The organism is Bacillus sp. KICET-3 (genome assembly GCF_033261025.1).
In the GTDB taxonomy this organism is placed as follows: Bacteria; Bacillota; Bacilli; order Bacillales; family Bacillaceae; genus Bacillus; species Bacillus sonorensis.
In genome coordinates this window covers 1,208,360-1,221,918 of sequence record NZ_CP137345.1, presented here as the reverse complement: position 1 = coordinate 1,221,918, position 13,559 = coordinate 1,208,360, and the positions used below count along the sequence as shown (strand labels likewise).

General features: G+C 45.3%; 13 protein-coding genes. 4 read left to right on the top strand and 9 right to left on the bottom strand.

Translation table 11 applies throughout. The features are described 5' to 3' along the window. Positions 1-18 precede the first annotated feature (18 nt). The 4 genes from R5H20_RS06125 to R5H20_RS06110 all read right to left on the bottom strand — a co-directional run bounded on the left by R5H20_RS06125 (position 19) and on the right by R5H20_RS06110 (position 3,534). Entirely contained in the window at positions 19-1,560 is a 1,542-nt protein-coding gene (locus R5H20_RS06125; protein ID WP_006636710.1) for a fatty acid--CoA ligase family protein, read from the bottom strand. A gap of 12 nt (positions 1,561-1,572) precedes the next feature. Then, positions 1,573-1,719, bottom strand: coding sequence for a hypothetical protein (locus tag R5H20_RS06120; protein ID WP_155910141.1), 147 nt, complete (start codon positions 1,717-1,719; stop codon positions 1,573-1,575). Positions 1,720-1,794: 75 nt separating this feature from the next. Continuing rightward, positions 1,795-2,784: a lipoate--protein ligase gene (lplJ, locus tag R5H20_RS06115; protein ID WP_006636709.1), complete on the bottom strand. Its 990-nt coding sequence runs from the start codon at positions 2,782-2,784 to the stop codon at positions 1,795-1,797. Between the two features lie 15 nt (positions 2,785-2,799). Beyond that, positions 2,800-3,534, bottom strand: coding sequence for an MBL fold metallo-hydrolase (locus tag R5H20_RS06110; protein WP_006636708.1), 735 nt, complete (start codon positions 3,532-3,534; stop codon positions 2,800-2,802). Positions 3,535-3,691: 157 nt separating this feature from the next. Between R5H20_RS06110 and yhfH the strand changes: the two genes are divergently transcribed. The 3 genes from yhfH to R5H20_RS06095 all read left to right on the top strand — a co-directional run bounded on the left by yhfH (position 3,692) and on the right by R5H20_RS06095 (position 5,764). Then, positions 3,692-3,826, top strand: coding sequence for a protein YhfH (gene yhfH / locus R5H20_RS06105; protein ID WP_006636707.1), 135 nt, complete (start codon positions 3,692-3,694; stop codon positions 3,824-3,826). Between the two features lie 313 nt (positions 3,827-4,139). Beyond that, positions 4,140-5,429, top strand: a complete 1,290-nt coding sequence (locus R5H20_RS06100; RefSeq protein ID WP_006636706.1) for a glutamate/proton symporter GltT — start codon at positions 4,140-4,142, stop codon at positions 5,427-5,429. A 167-nt stretch (positions 5,430-5,596) separates the two neighbouring features. Continuing rightward, the gene (locus R5H20_RS06095; RefSeq protein WP_167373799.1) at positions 5,597-5,764 is read left to right on the top strand and encodes a hypothetical protein; all 168 of its coding nucleotides are present in this window, start codon (positions 5,597-5,599) and stop codon (positions 5,762-5,764) included. A 94-nt stretch (positions 5,765-5,858) separates the two neighbouring features. Here the strand turns inward: R5H20_RS06095 and R5H20_RS06090 are convergent, their stop codons facing one another. After that, on the bottom strand, positions 5,859-6,899 hold the full coding sequence (locus R5H20_RS06090) for a M42 family metallopeptidase (protein ID WP_006636705.1): 1,041 nt from the start codon (positions 6,897-6,899) through the stop codon (positions 5,859-5,861). Positions 6,900-7,016: 117 nt separating this feature from the next. Here R5H20_RS06090 and R5H20_RS06085 point away from each other — a divergent pair, with 117 nt between their 5' ends. Further along, on the top strand, positions 7,017-8,009 hold the full coding sequence (locus R5H20_RS06085; RefSeq protein ID WP_006636704.1) for a ketoacyl-ACP synthase III: 993 nt from the start codon (positions 7,017-7,019) through the stop codon (positions 8,007-8,009). A gap of 134 nt (positions 8,010-8,143) precedes the next feature. Here the strand turns inward: R5H20_RS06085 and R5H20_RS06080 are convergent, their stop codons facing one another. From R5H20_RS06080 to hemH, 4 genes are all read right to left on the bottom strand, one after another. Next, on the bottom strand, positions 8,144-10,306 hold the full coding sequence (locus tag R5H20_RS06080; protein ID WP_006636703.1) for a YhgE/Pip domain-containing protein: 2,163 nt from the start codon (positions 10,304-10,306) through the stop codon (positions 8,144-8,146). A 61-nt stretch (positions 10,307-10,367) separates the two neighbouring features. Then, on the bottom strand, positions 10,368-10,940 hold the full coding sequence (locus tag R5H20_RS06075; protein ID WP_006636702.1) for a TetR/AcrR family transcriptional regulator: 573 nt from the start codon (positions 10,938-10,940) through the stop codon (positions 10,368-10,370). A gap of 201 nt (positions 10,941-11,141) precedes the next feature. After that, positions 11,142-12,551, bottom strand: coding sequence for a protoporphyrinogen oxidase (gene hemY / locus R5H20_RS06070; protein WP_006636701.1), 1,410 nt, complete (start codon positions 12,549-12,551; stop codon positions 11,142-11,144). A gap of 15 nt (positions 12,552-12,566) precedes the next feature. Further along, positions 12,567-13,505, bottom strand: a complete 939-nt coding sequence (gene hemH, locus R5H20_RS06065) for a ferrochelatase (RefSeq protein ID WP_006636700.1) — start codon at positions 13,503-13,505, stop codon at positions 12,567-12,569. Positions 13,506-13,559: the final 54 nt, after the last annotated feature.

Below are 13,559 nucleotides of genomic sequence, written 5' to 3'. Positions count from 1 at the left end.
AAACGTCCCTTTTCATGGTTAAGACTGGTTCGCCAAAATGTCTTTAAGTGCCCGGCGAAGAATTTTGCCTGTCGAGTTTTTCGGAATCTCATCAAGAAAAATGATGGATGAAGGCCGTTTGTATTTCGCGAGATGCTGCCTGCAGTGCATTGCTATTTCCTCTTCTGTCAGCGTCTTCGTCTTAGGGACGATATAGCATTGCACCGCTTCTCCCGTATTGGGATCGGGAACGCCGATTACAACCGCCTCGGCGACTTCCGGATGTCTGTAAAGAACCTCTTCGACTTCTCTCGGATAAACATTGTAGCCGCCGACGATAATCATATCTTTTTTTCTGTCGACGATGTAGAAATAACCGTCTTCATCCCGCTTTGCCAGGTCTCCCGTGTAGAGCCAGCCGTCTTTAATCGTGTGGGCGGTTTCTTCAGGCATTTTATAGTACCCTTTCATGACGTTCGGCCCTTTGACGATCAGTTCGCCCACTTGTCCTGCCGGCAGTTCTTCCCCCAGCTCATTAACGACTTTGTTCTTGACATTGAGAATATTGGTTCCGATTGAACCCGGTTTACGGCCGGTGCTGAACGGATTAAAACATGTAACAGGTGAAGCCTCGGATAATCCATAGCCCTCCAGCACAAGAACATTGAATTTCTCTTCAAAATTTTTCAAAAGAGCGACAGGCATGGCGGCGCCTCCTGAAATACAAAGCCTGACAGAGGCAAATCCGTTTTCATCAGCAGCCTCATGCTGATACAGATAATTGTACATTGTCGGAACACCGGCAAAGATGGTCGCCTTATGCTTTTTCACAAGCTTAAACACCGCGGACGGACTGAATTTTGGAATAATTAAAATCGCGGCCCCGTTCATCAGCGGAGCGTTCATACAGACGGTTAAACAGAATACATGAAACATCGGCAAGGCGGCGACAACCAGATCGGCTTCATTCATCGTCAAATAGCCCGCCGTATCATTCGCATTTGAAAAAAGGTTTTTATGTGTCAGCATCGCGCCCTTCGGCTTTCCCGTCGTTCCCGACGTATAAAGAATCGCCGCCGTGTCTTCTTCATTGAGCTCAGGAGAGACGCGAGAGACGGCCTTCATCAAGTTTGTAAACGATTTCAATTTCGCTTTGATTTGAAGATTTTCCGGTTCATGAAGCTGCCCTTCCGTTTCGCAGAACACGACATGCTCGACTTTTGGGAGCAATTCATGCATCTTTTCGTATAAAGGGAGAAGCCGTCCGTCCGCCACGATGACTTTTGCATCGCCGTTGGTCAGCATATAGCCGATTTCTGTCGGCGTATAGGATGGATTAATCGGAATCACGACAGCCCCAGCTTTCAAAGCTCCGAAAAATGAAATGACAAAATGCGGTGTATTGCCGAGAAGCAGTGCGACATGATCCCCTTTTTCAACCCCCAGTTCGTACAATCCCCCTGCAAAACAATCAATTTTTTGCTGAAGCTCACCGTAAGTTTCCTTCTTTTCCCCAAAAATATAAGCGGTTCTATCCGGTTTTGATTTGGCTGTTTCCCCCAACTTCGCAACTACATTCATTCTCCCACCCCTTCAAAAATGAATGAATAACCATTCATTTTTTGATAATAAAAAATCTATCCCCATTATAGTAAATGAAGCGAAAACACTCAAGAGATGATGGAAAATATCTTCCATTCCTCTTATGCCTATAGAGAGATCTGCATAACCGGCATCCATCCATTCTCACATCCTGCATGTCGCAAAAAAAAAGCCGCTCCGAGAACTGGAAAGCTCTTGGAGCGGCCCTCAATGTTAGTAAACGAGATCCAAAAATTCTTCTTTTTGAATGTTCCCGAAGTAATGCTGAATATCAACGCCGTCGAGTGCTTCTTCAATCGCGTTTCTTTCATACTGGACGCCTGACAGTTTGTCTTCGATCTCGCCGACATCGCCGACACCGAAAAAGTCGCCGAAAATTTTGCATTCCTGAATCATGCCTTTATGAACTTCCAGACGAATATCAATCGAACCTGCCGTAAACCGTTTCGAATGCTGCAAATTGAATTTAGGAGATTTTCCGTAGTTCCAATCCCAGTTTTGGTAGCGTTCCTTTGAAATTTGATTGATGATTTTCCAGTCCTCATCAGTCAGTTTATATTCGGGGATGTCCCCTTCCGTATCGAAAATATACCTCAGAAGCAGTTCGCGGAATTCCTCAGTCGTCATTTTCTGATCAAGAAATTCGCTGATATTGGCCACCCGGCTTCTGATCGATTTAATTCCTTTTGATTCGATTTTATCTTTTTTTACTTTCAGTGCCGATACGACATGTTCGATCTCAGAATCAAATAAAAGCGTACCATGGCTGAACATTCTTCCTCTTGTTGAAAATTGGGCGTTCCCCGAAATTTTCCGGCCGTTTGCCATCAGATCGTTGCGCCCGCTCAGCTCAGCATCGACCCCAAGGCGTTTTAAAGCGGCGACAACGGGTTCGGTAAACTTTTTAAAGTTATGAAAGCTGTTGCCGTCATCCTTTGTGATAAAACTGAAGTTCAAGTTTCCGAGATCATGGTAAACCGCTCCGCCTCCGGAAAGCCTCCGGACGACGATGATTCCGTTTTCATCCACATATTTCGTATTGATTTCTTCAATCGTATTTTGGTTTTTGCCGATGATGATCGAAGGCTGATTGATATAGAACAGCAAATATGTCTGTTCGGGATCAAGGTATTTTAAGCAGTATTCCTCGATCGCCAGGTTGATTCTCGGATCTGTAATGTTTTGATTATCGATAAACAGCATGTTTTTTTCCTCCTTCTAGTCTCCCCACACATAACCCGTCTTCGCCAGATCGACTGGGCCGTTAAAAACGGTTTCCGCCTCTTTTTTTAATTGCCGATGATCCCCAAAGTGCGGCAGGTGTGTAAGAAGAAGCCTCCCTGCTCCGGATTCTTCCGCGATTCTGCCAGCTTCAAGGCTGTTCATATGCCCGGCATTCGTACCGTCCTGATCCGCGTAAAAATTGCACTCGCTGATCAGCAAATCGGCGCCTTCAGAAAAAGTGATAAACGATGTCTGAAAGCTTGAATCCGCCGTGTATACGGCGCTGTGCACTCCGTCTGTGATCCGCATCGCAAAACAGTCGACCGGATGGGCCGTTTTTAGAAAAGTAAACGTAAACGGGCCAAGCGCCAACGGCTTCTCAGGATCATACGCAATCCCCGCGGTATGCGTTTTATATGTAAGCTGATGGAATTGATCTTGATCAAACGGATGTCCATATATCGGAAGCGCGTCCTTCCCTTTTCCGAGAAATGAGCCGACAAGCTTGGCAAACTGCAAAGGGCCGACGTCCGCAATATGGTCATGGTGATAATGGGATAATACAACAGCATTTAGCTTCTCAACAGGCAGAAACTGCTGGAGCTTTGATAAAACTGCACTGCCGCAATCAACCAGGACCGAATAATCCCCTGATTGGAACAGGTATCCCGAAGTCGCTTCATTTGCAGCCGGAAATCCGCCGTAACAGCCTATCACAGTGATCTTCATATCTTTCACACCTCATTTATGTGGCTATCGTCCCACTATTCAATATACCCATTTTTCTTTAAAATTGCATGTTTTATGTTTTGTCATAAAACAGACATTGACCTTTCTTCATCTGTTATAATACAATGATAACAATTAAAGGAATGGGGGATATAAGATGATTGGAAAAATCACAGAATTTTTCAGAAACCTGCCTGCCAAGAAATGTGCGGAATGCGGCCGCGAGATGGAAGAACAGCATGAATGCTACGGAAATACATGCTGCAAATGCCTAAAATTGAATGACCTTTGAACACAGCACGCTCCGGATGATGCCCTCGTTCCGGAGCGTTTTTTTGTCACAAAGTTAGTCAAAAAGAGAGACATTTTTGTCAAATAGCATTAATTTAATTATAATTAACTATATGAAATAGGTATAAACACCCCGTACCCAAAACTTCTGAACCTCTTCAGTTATGAACATTATACCGTTTACTGAAATTTCAGAAAATAATTCCTAAATTTTTTTATGGACGAGATCCTTTTTTTTCGGCTATACTAAATTTAATAGTCTCATTATTTAATATACTTATATAATGAAAAAAACTGACGTTGGGAGGGCATCTATGAAGAAGAAAATAAAATTCGGATTAGCTACTCAAATTTTCCTTGGACTGATTTTAGGTGTCGTAGTAGGCGCCATCTGGTTTAACAACCCGAATATAGAAACCTATCTGAAGCCGGTGGGGGATTTATTTTTAAGATTAATTAAAATGATTGTAGTTCCAATCGTCGTGTCCAGCTTAATTGTCGGGGTCGCGGGAGCGGGCAGCGGCAAAAAAGTTGGCCGGATCGGATTTCGGACTATTCTATACTTTGAGATTATTACAACTTTCGCGATTATACTCGGCCTTGTGCTGGCAAACGTTTTCCAGCCTGGTCATGGCGTTAATTATACAACTGGCGAAAAAACTGATATCAGCCAGTATGTTCAAACTGAAAAAGAAGCGAGCACGAAATCGGTTGCAGACACGTTTTTGCATATTGTGCCGACGAACTTTTTCCAGTCTTTAGCTGAAGGCGATTTGCTTGCGATTATCTGCTTTACCGTGTTTTTCGCCCTTGGAATTTCAGCGATTGGGGAAAAAGGAAAACCTGTGCTTGCGTTTTTTGAGGCCACATCCCAGGCCATGTTCCACGTCGTAAACCTTGTGATGAAATTCGCGCCGCTCGGTGTTTTTGCTCTGATTGGTGTAACAGTTTCCAAATTTGGATTTTCATCACTGTTATCGTTGGGAAAACTAGTTATATTGGTGTATGCCGCCCTTGCGGTTTTCCTTATCATTGTGTTCGGCATTGTCGGAAAAATGGTTGGCGTCAATATATTTAAATTTTTAGCCTATTTAAAAGATGAATTGTTGCTTGCTTATACTACATCAAGCTCAGAAACGGTTCTTCCCCGTGTAATGGAGAAAATGGAAAAGATCGGGTGTCCAAAAGGCATTGTGTCATTTGTCATTCCGATCGGCTATACCTTTAACCTGGACGGGTCTGTGCTGTATCAGGCGATCGCCGCATTGTTTTTGGCGCAGGCCTCAGGAATCGATCTGTCGATTGGCCAGCAGATCACGTTAATTCTCGTGCTGATGGTCACTTCAAAAGGGATGGCTGCGGTGCCGGGCACATCGTTCGTCGTGCTGCTTGCAACATTGGGCACGATCGGCGTGCCTGCTGAAGGACTGGCCTTCATAGCGGGCGTCGACCGGATTATGGACATGGCCCGCACAGTCGTCAACCTGACAGGAAATGCCTTGGCGGCTGTCGTCATGTCCAAATGGGAAGGCGAATATGACGCTTCAAAAGGTGAAGCCGTACTGAATAAAAGCGAACCGATTGATATGAAAATGTCCGGCTGACCCCGGAACTGAATACTGAAAGAAAAAACGCATGTTTTCCTCCATGGAAACATGCGTTTTCTCGTTGAAAATATACGATTTTACCAATAAACCTGTCCAAGCAATCCCCTCCCCGCGGCATATGATGTACTGTAGATAAATTAAGATAATAACAGGAGGGAAGTTTTATGTGTTATTACCATGACTATCATAAAAAAGATCATGACTGCAAAAAATACTACTACTACTATTACTACTATTATCCATGCTACAAAAAAGATTATCATTACTATGATTATAAAAAAGATTATTATTACTATGATCATTGCAAGAAAAAACATTATGATTACTGGTAAATAAAACATTCATCCAAGAGATGAAGACTTCCGTATTTCTTTCCCCGAAAGGATCAAAACGTCCTTTCGGGATTTTTTATTAAAGGACCGGGTTTTATACCATGTCAGACTGGATATAGCGGTACAAAAGCTGTGCCGTATGCTCCAAGGATGTTTGATGTGTTCTTTCAAATGCGTGTGAAGCATCTATTCCCGGACCGATTAATCCATGGATGATGTCATGTCCCGCTTTGATTGCCGCTGAAGCATCAGATCCGTAGTATGGATAAATATCAAGCTTATATTCGATCCCATGCTTTTCACAAAGCTCGACCAGCCGCTTTCTGAAGCCGTAATGATACGGTCCGCTTGAATCTTTCGCACAAATCGATACCGAATATTCGTCAGTCGATTGACCATCGCCGATCGCGCCCATGTCAACAGCCAGATATTCAACTGTCTCAGGCGGAATATTGGAGTTGCCGCCATATCCGATTTCTTCGTTATTGGAAATTAAAAAATGGGTGGTATACGGCAGGCTGATTCCTTCTCTTTTAATCTGTCTGATCAGCTGCAGTAATAGGGCGACGCTTGCCTTATCATCGAGATGGCGCGATTTGATAAAGCCGCTCGGGGTTATTTCAACCCGGGGATCAAAAGATATAAAATCGCCGACATCAATGCCGAGCGCCCGGGTGTCTTTTTCACTACGAACCGGTTCATCAATGCGCACCTCCATATTGTTCTGGCTCCGTTCTGCTTTTCCCGCGTCTTTATAAACATGAACTGAGGTTTGATGCATTAAAATCGTCCCGGTATAGCTTTTTCCCGATGATGTTTCAATCCGGCAATATTCACCTTCGATCGAGTTATAGCGGAAGCCGCCGATTACATCGATTTTCAGCCTTCCGTCCGCTTTGATTTCTTTCACCATCGCACCCAGAGTGTCCACATGAGCAGTCAACAGCCTGTGCCTCGACTCGTCGCGCCCCGGTATTGTAGCAATCAGTCCTCCTTTGTGATTGATCTTTGTTTCAATTCCCTGTTCTTTCAGAAGCTGATGAATATAGTCTATGATCTGGTATGTATTTCCGGTCGGGCTCGGAATTGAGACAAGCTCTTTAATCAGCTGCATCGTTTCATGAATAGATGCCATGTGCATCCCCTCCTATTTCTTTATTATATAGTATACCTCACTCAGGATCCTTGAGAAAAAAATTAGCACCAGATACTAATACTTGGTGTTATAATATAAAAAAGGAGAGTGAGCATCATGGAAACTTTATCAAAAGCACGCATTTCAGCTATCGGAGCTTATGTTCCCGAAAAACGGCTGACAAACGAAGACTTGGAAAAAATCGTTGATACCTCTGATGAATGGATCGTTCAGCGGACGGGCATGAAAGAAAGGCGGCTGGCATCTGAATGGGAATTCACATCTGATCTTTGTATCAGGGCTGTAGAAGATTTAAAAAACAGATATCACGGCACACTTGATGATGTCGATATGATCATCGTCTCTACGACGACAGCCGACTATGCGTTTCCTAGCACGGCATGCCAAATCCAGGAACACTTCGGATGGTCCGATACCGGGGCGGTCGATGTCAATGCGACATGTGCCGGATTAACTTACGGCCTCCATATCGCAAACGGACTGATCACCTCGGGATTGCACCGCAAAATTCTTGTAGTTGCCGGAGAGACATTGTCCAAAGTAACCGATTATACAGACCGCTCATCTTGCGTATTGTTTGGAGACGGGGCAGGCGCACTGCTTATCGAACGTGAGGAAAAAGCACCCGGGTTTATTACGTTCGTACAGGGTACAAAAGGAGATGGAGCCCGTCATTTGTACAGAACCGGCTTAAGGAGCGATTTGAAGGGAGAAAAGCTGCTGGGCGCGGGAAAAATGGTTCAAAACGGGCGAGAGGTATACAAATGGGCGGCCAGATCGATCCCGGAAGGCATCAAAAAGCTGCTGGAACAAGCGAAAATGGATCTCGGAGACATTGATTGGTTCGTCCCTCACAGCGCCAACCTGAGAATGATCGAATCGATTTGCGAAAAAGCTGGAATTCCGCTTGAAAAAGCTCTGACAAGCGTTGAATGGTTCGGCAATACATCATCAGCTTCGATCGTTCTCGCGCTTGATCTGGCCGTTAAAAACAAAAAGCTCAAAGAAGGAGATACCGTGCTCCTTTACGGCTTTGGCGGAGGTTTTACATATACGGGGATGCTTGTAAAATGGGGCGCATCCGTTTGACTGCAACTCCTATCCGCTTCTGCCCGGTTGGCCGTCCGGCAAGAATATGCAGCTGTTATTTCGGCAATGCACCCGGCAGGAATCGGCTATTTACGAAAAAAAACACCTTTTCTTATCGAAAAGGTGTTTTTGAATTATGCGGGCTGTTCCTCCATTTTTTCTTTTCTGAGCAGCCACCAAAAATAAATGATTGTCAAAGCCATCATGACGATAGCCATTCCGCCGAGCACCGCCGCTTGTTTCCACATATAATCATAATCTCCGCTTGAAATAATCGCTCTGTAGCCTGCGATGCTGTAAGTCATCGGCAGAGCGGCATGGATAAGCTGGAAGAATTTAGGTACAAGCGCCAATGGGAACGTTCCTCCGCTTCCCCCAAGCTGAAGGACAAGCAGGATGACGGCGATGAAACGCCCTGGATTTCCCATCGATGCCGCCAGGAACTGAATGATCGCAAGGCATGTAATGCTCATAATGATGCTGAACAGATAGAATCTCCAGATGCTTTGCACCTCAAGGCCGATGCCCAAGAGAATGACCGTGCATGCGATCACAGCCTGTAAAATTCCGACCGGAAGCAGCACGCTGAATTTGCTGAGGAACCATCCAAACGCAGATTCAGGACGGCCTGACGGCTCTTTGACATCAAACACAACAGTGATCATTAAGGCGCCGACGAATAATCCGAGCGATAAAATGTACGGAGTTAGCCCCGTTCCGTAGTTTGAGACCTGATTGATTTTATCGCCTTTCACATCGACAGGATCGGAGAACATATTGTAGTTCTGTTCGCCTGCTTGAATATCGCCCGTCTGATCAGCTGCGTCAGAAAGCTTGTTTGACAGCTCGCCGCTGCCTTTAGAGATCTTGCCGAGGCCTTCATCAAGCGTTGTTGCCCCTTCCGCCAGCTTGGAAGCAGCATCTTGAAGCTTTCCTGACGCATCCTGGAGCTGTCCGAACTTCTCTGTCAATGTCTGACTGCCCTCAGAAATTTTTGAAGAGCCGTTTCTCGCTTCAGCGAATTTTTCGTTATACGCTCCGAGTCCGTTTGTCAGACTGTTGAGTCCCTCTTGAATTTTTTGCGATCCTGTGTAAAGCTTATTCACCGCGCCGGGAAGCTGTTTTAGTTCGTTAAGCTTCTGTTTGATGTCTGACAGGTCGGGAAGCTCGCTTCCGTCTGGAATTTGGGCTTTCAGACGGTCCAGTTCAGGGAGCTTGATGCTTCCCGTCTTTTGTTCGACCTGTTTTAACAGCGCCGCTTTTTGTTCTTCTGTGAGAAAATCGCTTGATTCAATGATCTGCTTCACTTGGCCGTTTTGATTTTTCAAGGCGTTTTCAAGCTTGGATATGTCATCCGAAATCCGGCCGATTTCTTTTTTTGCCTTCTCCGCATGTGAAAGGGCGCTTTCAAGCTGGGCGATTTTTTCTGGTGAAATCGCGTTTTCAAACTGCTTCACGGTTTGAGCCTTTTCATTCAATTGCTCCAAACCTGACACGATCTTCGGCATGCCTTCTTGCAGCTGTTTGGCTCCGTTGTACATCTGGCCGCTTTTTTCCTGGAATTGTCCGAGTGCTGAATCAAGCTCATGAATTTTTTGATTTAACGTATTGAATGCTGTGCCGAACGGATCCATTCCCGTTTTATTGAATTCAATTTGGCTTTTTGCCAATTTTTCAAGGTTTTCTTTCAGGGTTTTGCTTCCCTTTTTCGCATCCTTTAAGCTGTTATTCAGCTTTTCTGCTCCTGCGCTGGCTTCGCCAAGCCCTTTTGCGATTTTCCCGAAGTTATCAAAAATCACTTCCGCGTATTGTTCGCTGATTTCCGAACCGACAGAATGCTGAAGCTGCTCAATCGCCTTATCGCTGATTTGTGCGCCGACATAATTACGTCCGGCATTGGTATGATAGATCAGATTCAGCTTTTTCGGTTTTTTATCCATGACCGTGCTGGCGTCTTTGGAAAAGTTCTCAGGAATTTCTACAACCATATAGTATTCTTCATTTTTCAAGCCTCTTAACGCGTTTTCCTTCGTTGTAAAATGCCAGTCAAACTTTTTATTCTTCTTCAGCTCTTTGACAAGATCATCCCCGATATGAAGGTCTTTGCCTTCATATGTCGTCCCTTTATCAGTATTGACGACAGCTACGGGGAGCTGATCGACATGTCCGTAGGGGTCCCAGTATGCCGCCAAAAATACGCTGCTGTAAATCAGCGGAATAAAGAGAACCCCGATTACGGATATCAGCAGCTTTTTGTTTGTTATCAGTTCTCTCCACTGGTTTCGTAGTATACTCATTGTTGATAACGCCTCCTAATTAATGACCGCTTTCTCTGTTCGGCCGCACCCCCACGATGATCTAATGGGACAATCCTTTCACAATATACATTTTCAGCATTTCCGCTATTTCTTCTTTCTCTAGTGGTTCATGGTGTTTCTCCCAATCAAAGATGAGCGCAATATACAGCTTGAAAATGACAAATGCGTTCAGTTCTGGATCACACGGTTTTATATCGCCATTTTTAATCGCTTCTTTAATTTTTTTCTTAATGTAATTGATGACCATGCGCTCGAGATTTTCAGTCATATCCCGTGCGACAGGCGTGCCAAGCTCCGCTCCCTCCTGAAAAATTTTGATGGTCAGCTGGTGTTTTTTTCTGTACTCCAAGATGGCAATCAACGCGCGATGCGCATTTTCGTGAAACGGCAGATCAGGATCGATCGCATTGTCAGCCGTTTGCTTCATTTCAATCAGCAGCGACGAAATGATTTCGCTAAATAATTCTTCCTTGTTTTTGAAAAAGGTGTAAATCGTCCCTTTTCCGACATTTGCCAACTTTGCCACAAGATCCATTGTCGTTGCTTTGTATCCGAATTGAGTAAATGATTTTGTGGCAGCTTCTATGATGAGCGCTTTCCGGTCAATGGTCATAGTTCCTCACTCCAAAAATGACTATTTGAACATTTTGGTCAATAAGTACAAAAAGTAATGTAACACATCCATTTTTAAAATGCAATTAATTAAAATGTATTTTTTCCAAAAAACGGCCTCTCATGATGCAGCGGTTTAAAAGTAAGCAAAATAAAAAAGCCGCCGGATATTATCCGGACAGCTTTTGCTCTTTCTAGTCTGTTATTCAAATAAATGGGCGATTACATCTGCCACGGCTTGTTTGCCCTGGTCAATGCAATCCGGGATGCCGACGCCTTCAAAAGAAGCGCCTGTGACAAAAATGCCGGGATATGACGTCCCGATGCCCTCTCGTATTTGTTTGATTCTGTTTTTATGGCCGACGTGATATTGCGGCATGGCTTCATTCCATCTCGTAATGCAGGTCATTTCCGGTTCGCCTTCGATTTTCATAATCCGCTTTAAATCCTCAAGCACAATCCTGACCATTTCATTGTCGGACTGGTCGACCACAGATTCATCACCGGCTTTTCCGACATACGCCCTTAACAGAACCTTGCCTTTCGGCGTTGTATTTGGCCATTTTTTGTTTGTCCATGTGCAGGCGGTAATGGAGAAATCGCTGTTTCTCGAGATCACGAAGCCTGTGCCTTGGTGTTCCATTTGCACAGCTTCCTCTGGAAAACCGAGCGCCACATTTGCGACAGAGGTTGATACCATCTCCCGCAAACCTTTAAGCCAATCCTCATTTGGAAACATCGCGGCAATCGCTTTATGCGGAGCCGTGACGACGGCGGAATCCGCTTGAAGAATGACGCCGTTGTCAAGCTTCAGGCTGTAACCCTGGCCGCCGCGTTCAATGTTGACGACCTTTGTTCCCTTATAGATTTTCGTCAGTTCAAGCTGTTTTTCCAATTCTTCCACTATCGTCTGCAAACCGGTTTTCAGCGTCTGAAACTGGCCTTTCTTTTTTGCGGCCGGCTTTTGCCGGTTTTTGCCGCCAGATTTCTTCATGCCGATAATCAGGCTTCTGTGCTTCTGTTCGGTTTGGTAAAACTGCGGGAATGTCGACATCAGGCTGAGGCGGTCGATGTCCCCGGCATAAATCCCTGAAAGGAGAGGTTCAATCAGGTTCTCAACCACTTCGCCGCCGACGCGCCTTCTGAAAAACTCTCCAAGCGACTGGTCCTCCTGAGGCTTGCTGGCCGGCAGCACCAAATCCATCCCTGCCCTCAGTTTCCCCTGCAGGGAAAACAGCCCTGTCGTCAAAAAAGGTCCGATTTTAGTTGGAACACCCATGACGGCCCCTTCAGGAATCGGATAGAGCGTTTCATTAACGAGAACATAAGACTGGCCTGTCGCATTATTTACAAGCAAATGCTCTAAACCAAGATCCTTGACGAGCTGAGGAGCGCTCTGTTTTCGTTCCAGAAATGAGTCTGGGCCTCTTTCAACGATATAGCCGTCTTTATGAACGGTCTGGATCTTTCCGCCTAATCTCGGACTGGCTTCGACAAGCGTCACTTCAGCGGGGAGATCGTTCTTTTTGATTTCTTTCTCCAGGTAGAAGGCGGCGGCCAATCCGGTAATACCGCCGCCGATAATGACAATCTGCTTACGTTCTCCACTCATATAAAATCGCCTTCTTTACTGTTCTTTCTCCAATCCTTTTAAGACAACGGATGCCAAAGCATCGATAAACTGCGGCTTCGCATTCGGCATTTCCGGCCTGTAATAGCTTGCTCCGATATCATCTGTTACGACTTTGCATTCATAATCATTATCGTACAGGACTTCCAGATGATCGGCTACAAATCCGACAGGAGCGTAGACAAAGGCTTTGTAGCCTTTTTGCTCTGATAAGTCCCTCGTCAAATCCTGGACGTCAGGTCCAAGCCAGGGATCCGGAGTGTTTCCTTCGCTTTGCCAGCCGACCGCATACTCTTTTACGCCCGCTTTTTCGGCGATCAATTTTGCGGATTCTTTAAGCTGCTCCGGATACGGATCCCCCATGTCGACAATCTTTTCCGGAAGGCTGTGCGCCGAAACGATCAGCACGGCATTTTCCCGTTCTTCCGACGGCATGCCTGCGTAGGTTTTTTTGATCTGATCCGCCCAATATTCAATGAACCCGGGCTCATCATACCAGCTGTTGATAGATGTAATCGTCAAGCCGCCCAGTTTTTCGGCCTCGGTTTTCGCCCGTTTGTTATACGACTGGACGCTGAACGTTGAGAAGTGCGGCGCCAGTACGAGACTGACGGCCTCTGTTATACCGTCTTTGTGCATCTCTTGAACGGCGTCCTCAATAAAAGGTTCAATATGCTTCAATCCGATATAAGCTTTAAAGATGACGTCATCCTGTATTTCATTTAAGCGCTTTTCCAGCTGCTTCGTCTGCTCCTCGGTAATTCTCGCGAGCGGGGATATTCCGCCGATCGCTTGATAGCGGTCTTTTAAATCCTGGAGCATGTCCGGATCAGGCTTTCTGCCTCTTCTGATGTGCGTGTAATACCGTTCAATATCCTCTTCCTTGTACGGCGTTCCGTACGCCATCACAAGAAGCCCCATTTTCTTTTTACCCAACATGAACACCTCTTTAAAGATCTTGATCTATACGTATTTTGACAGTTTATATTG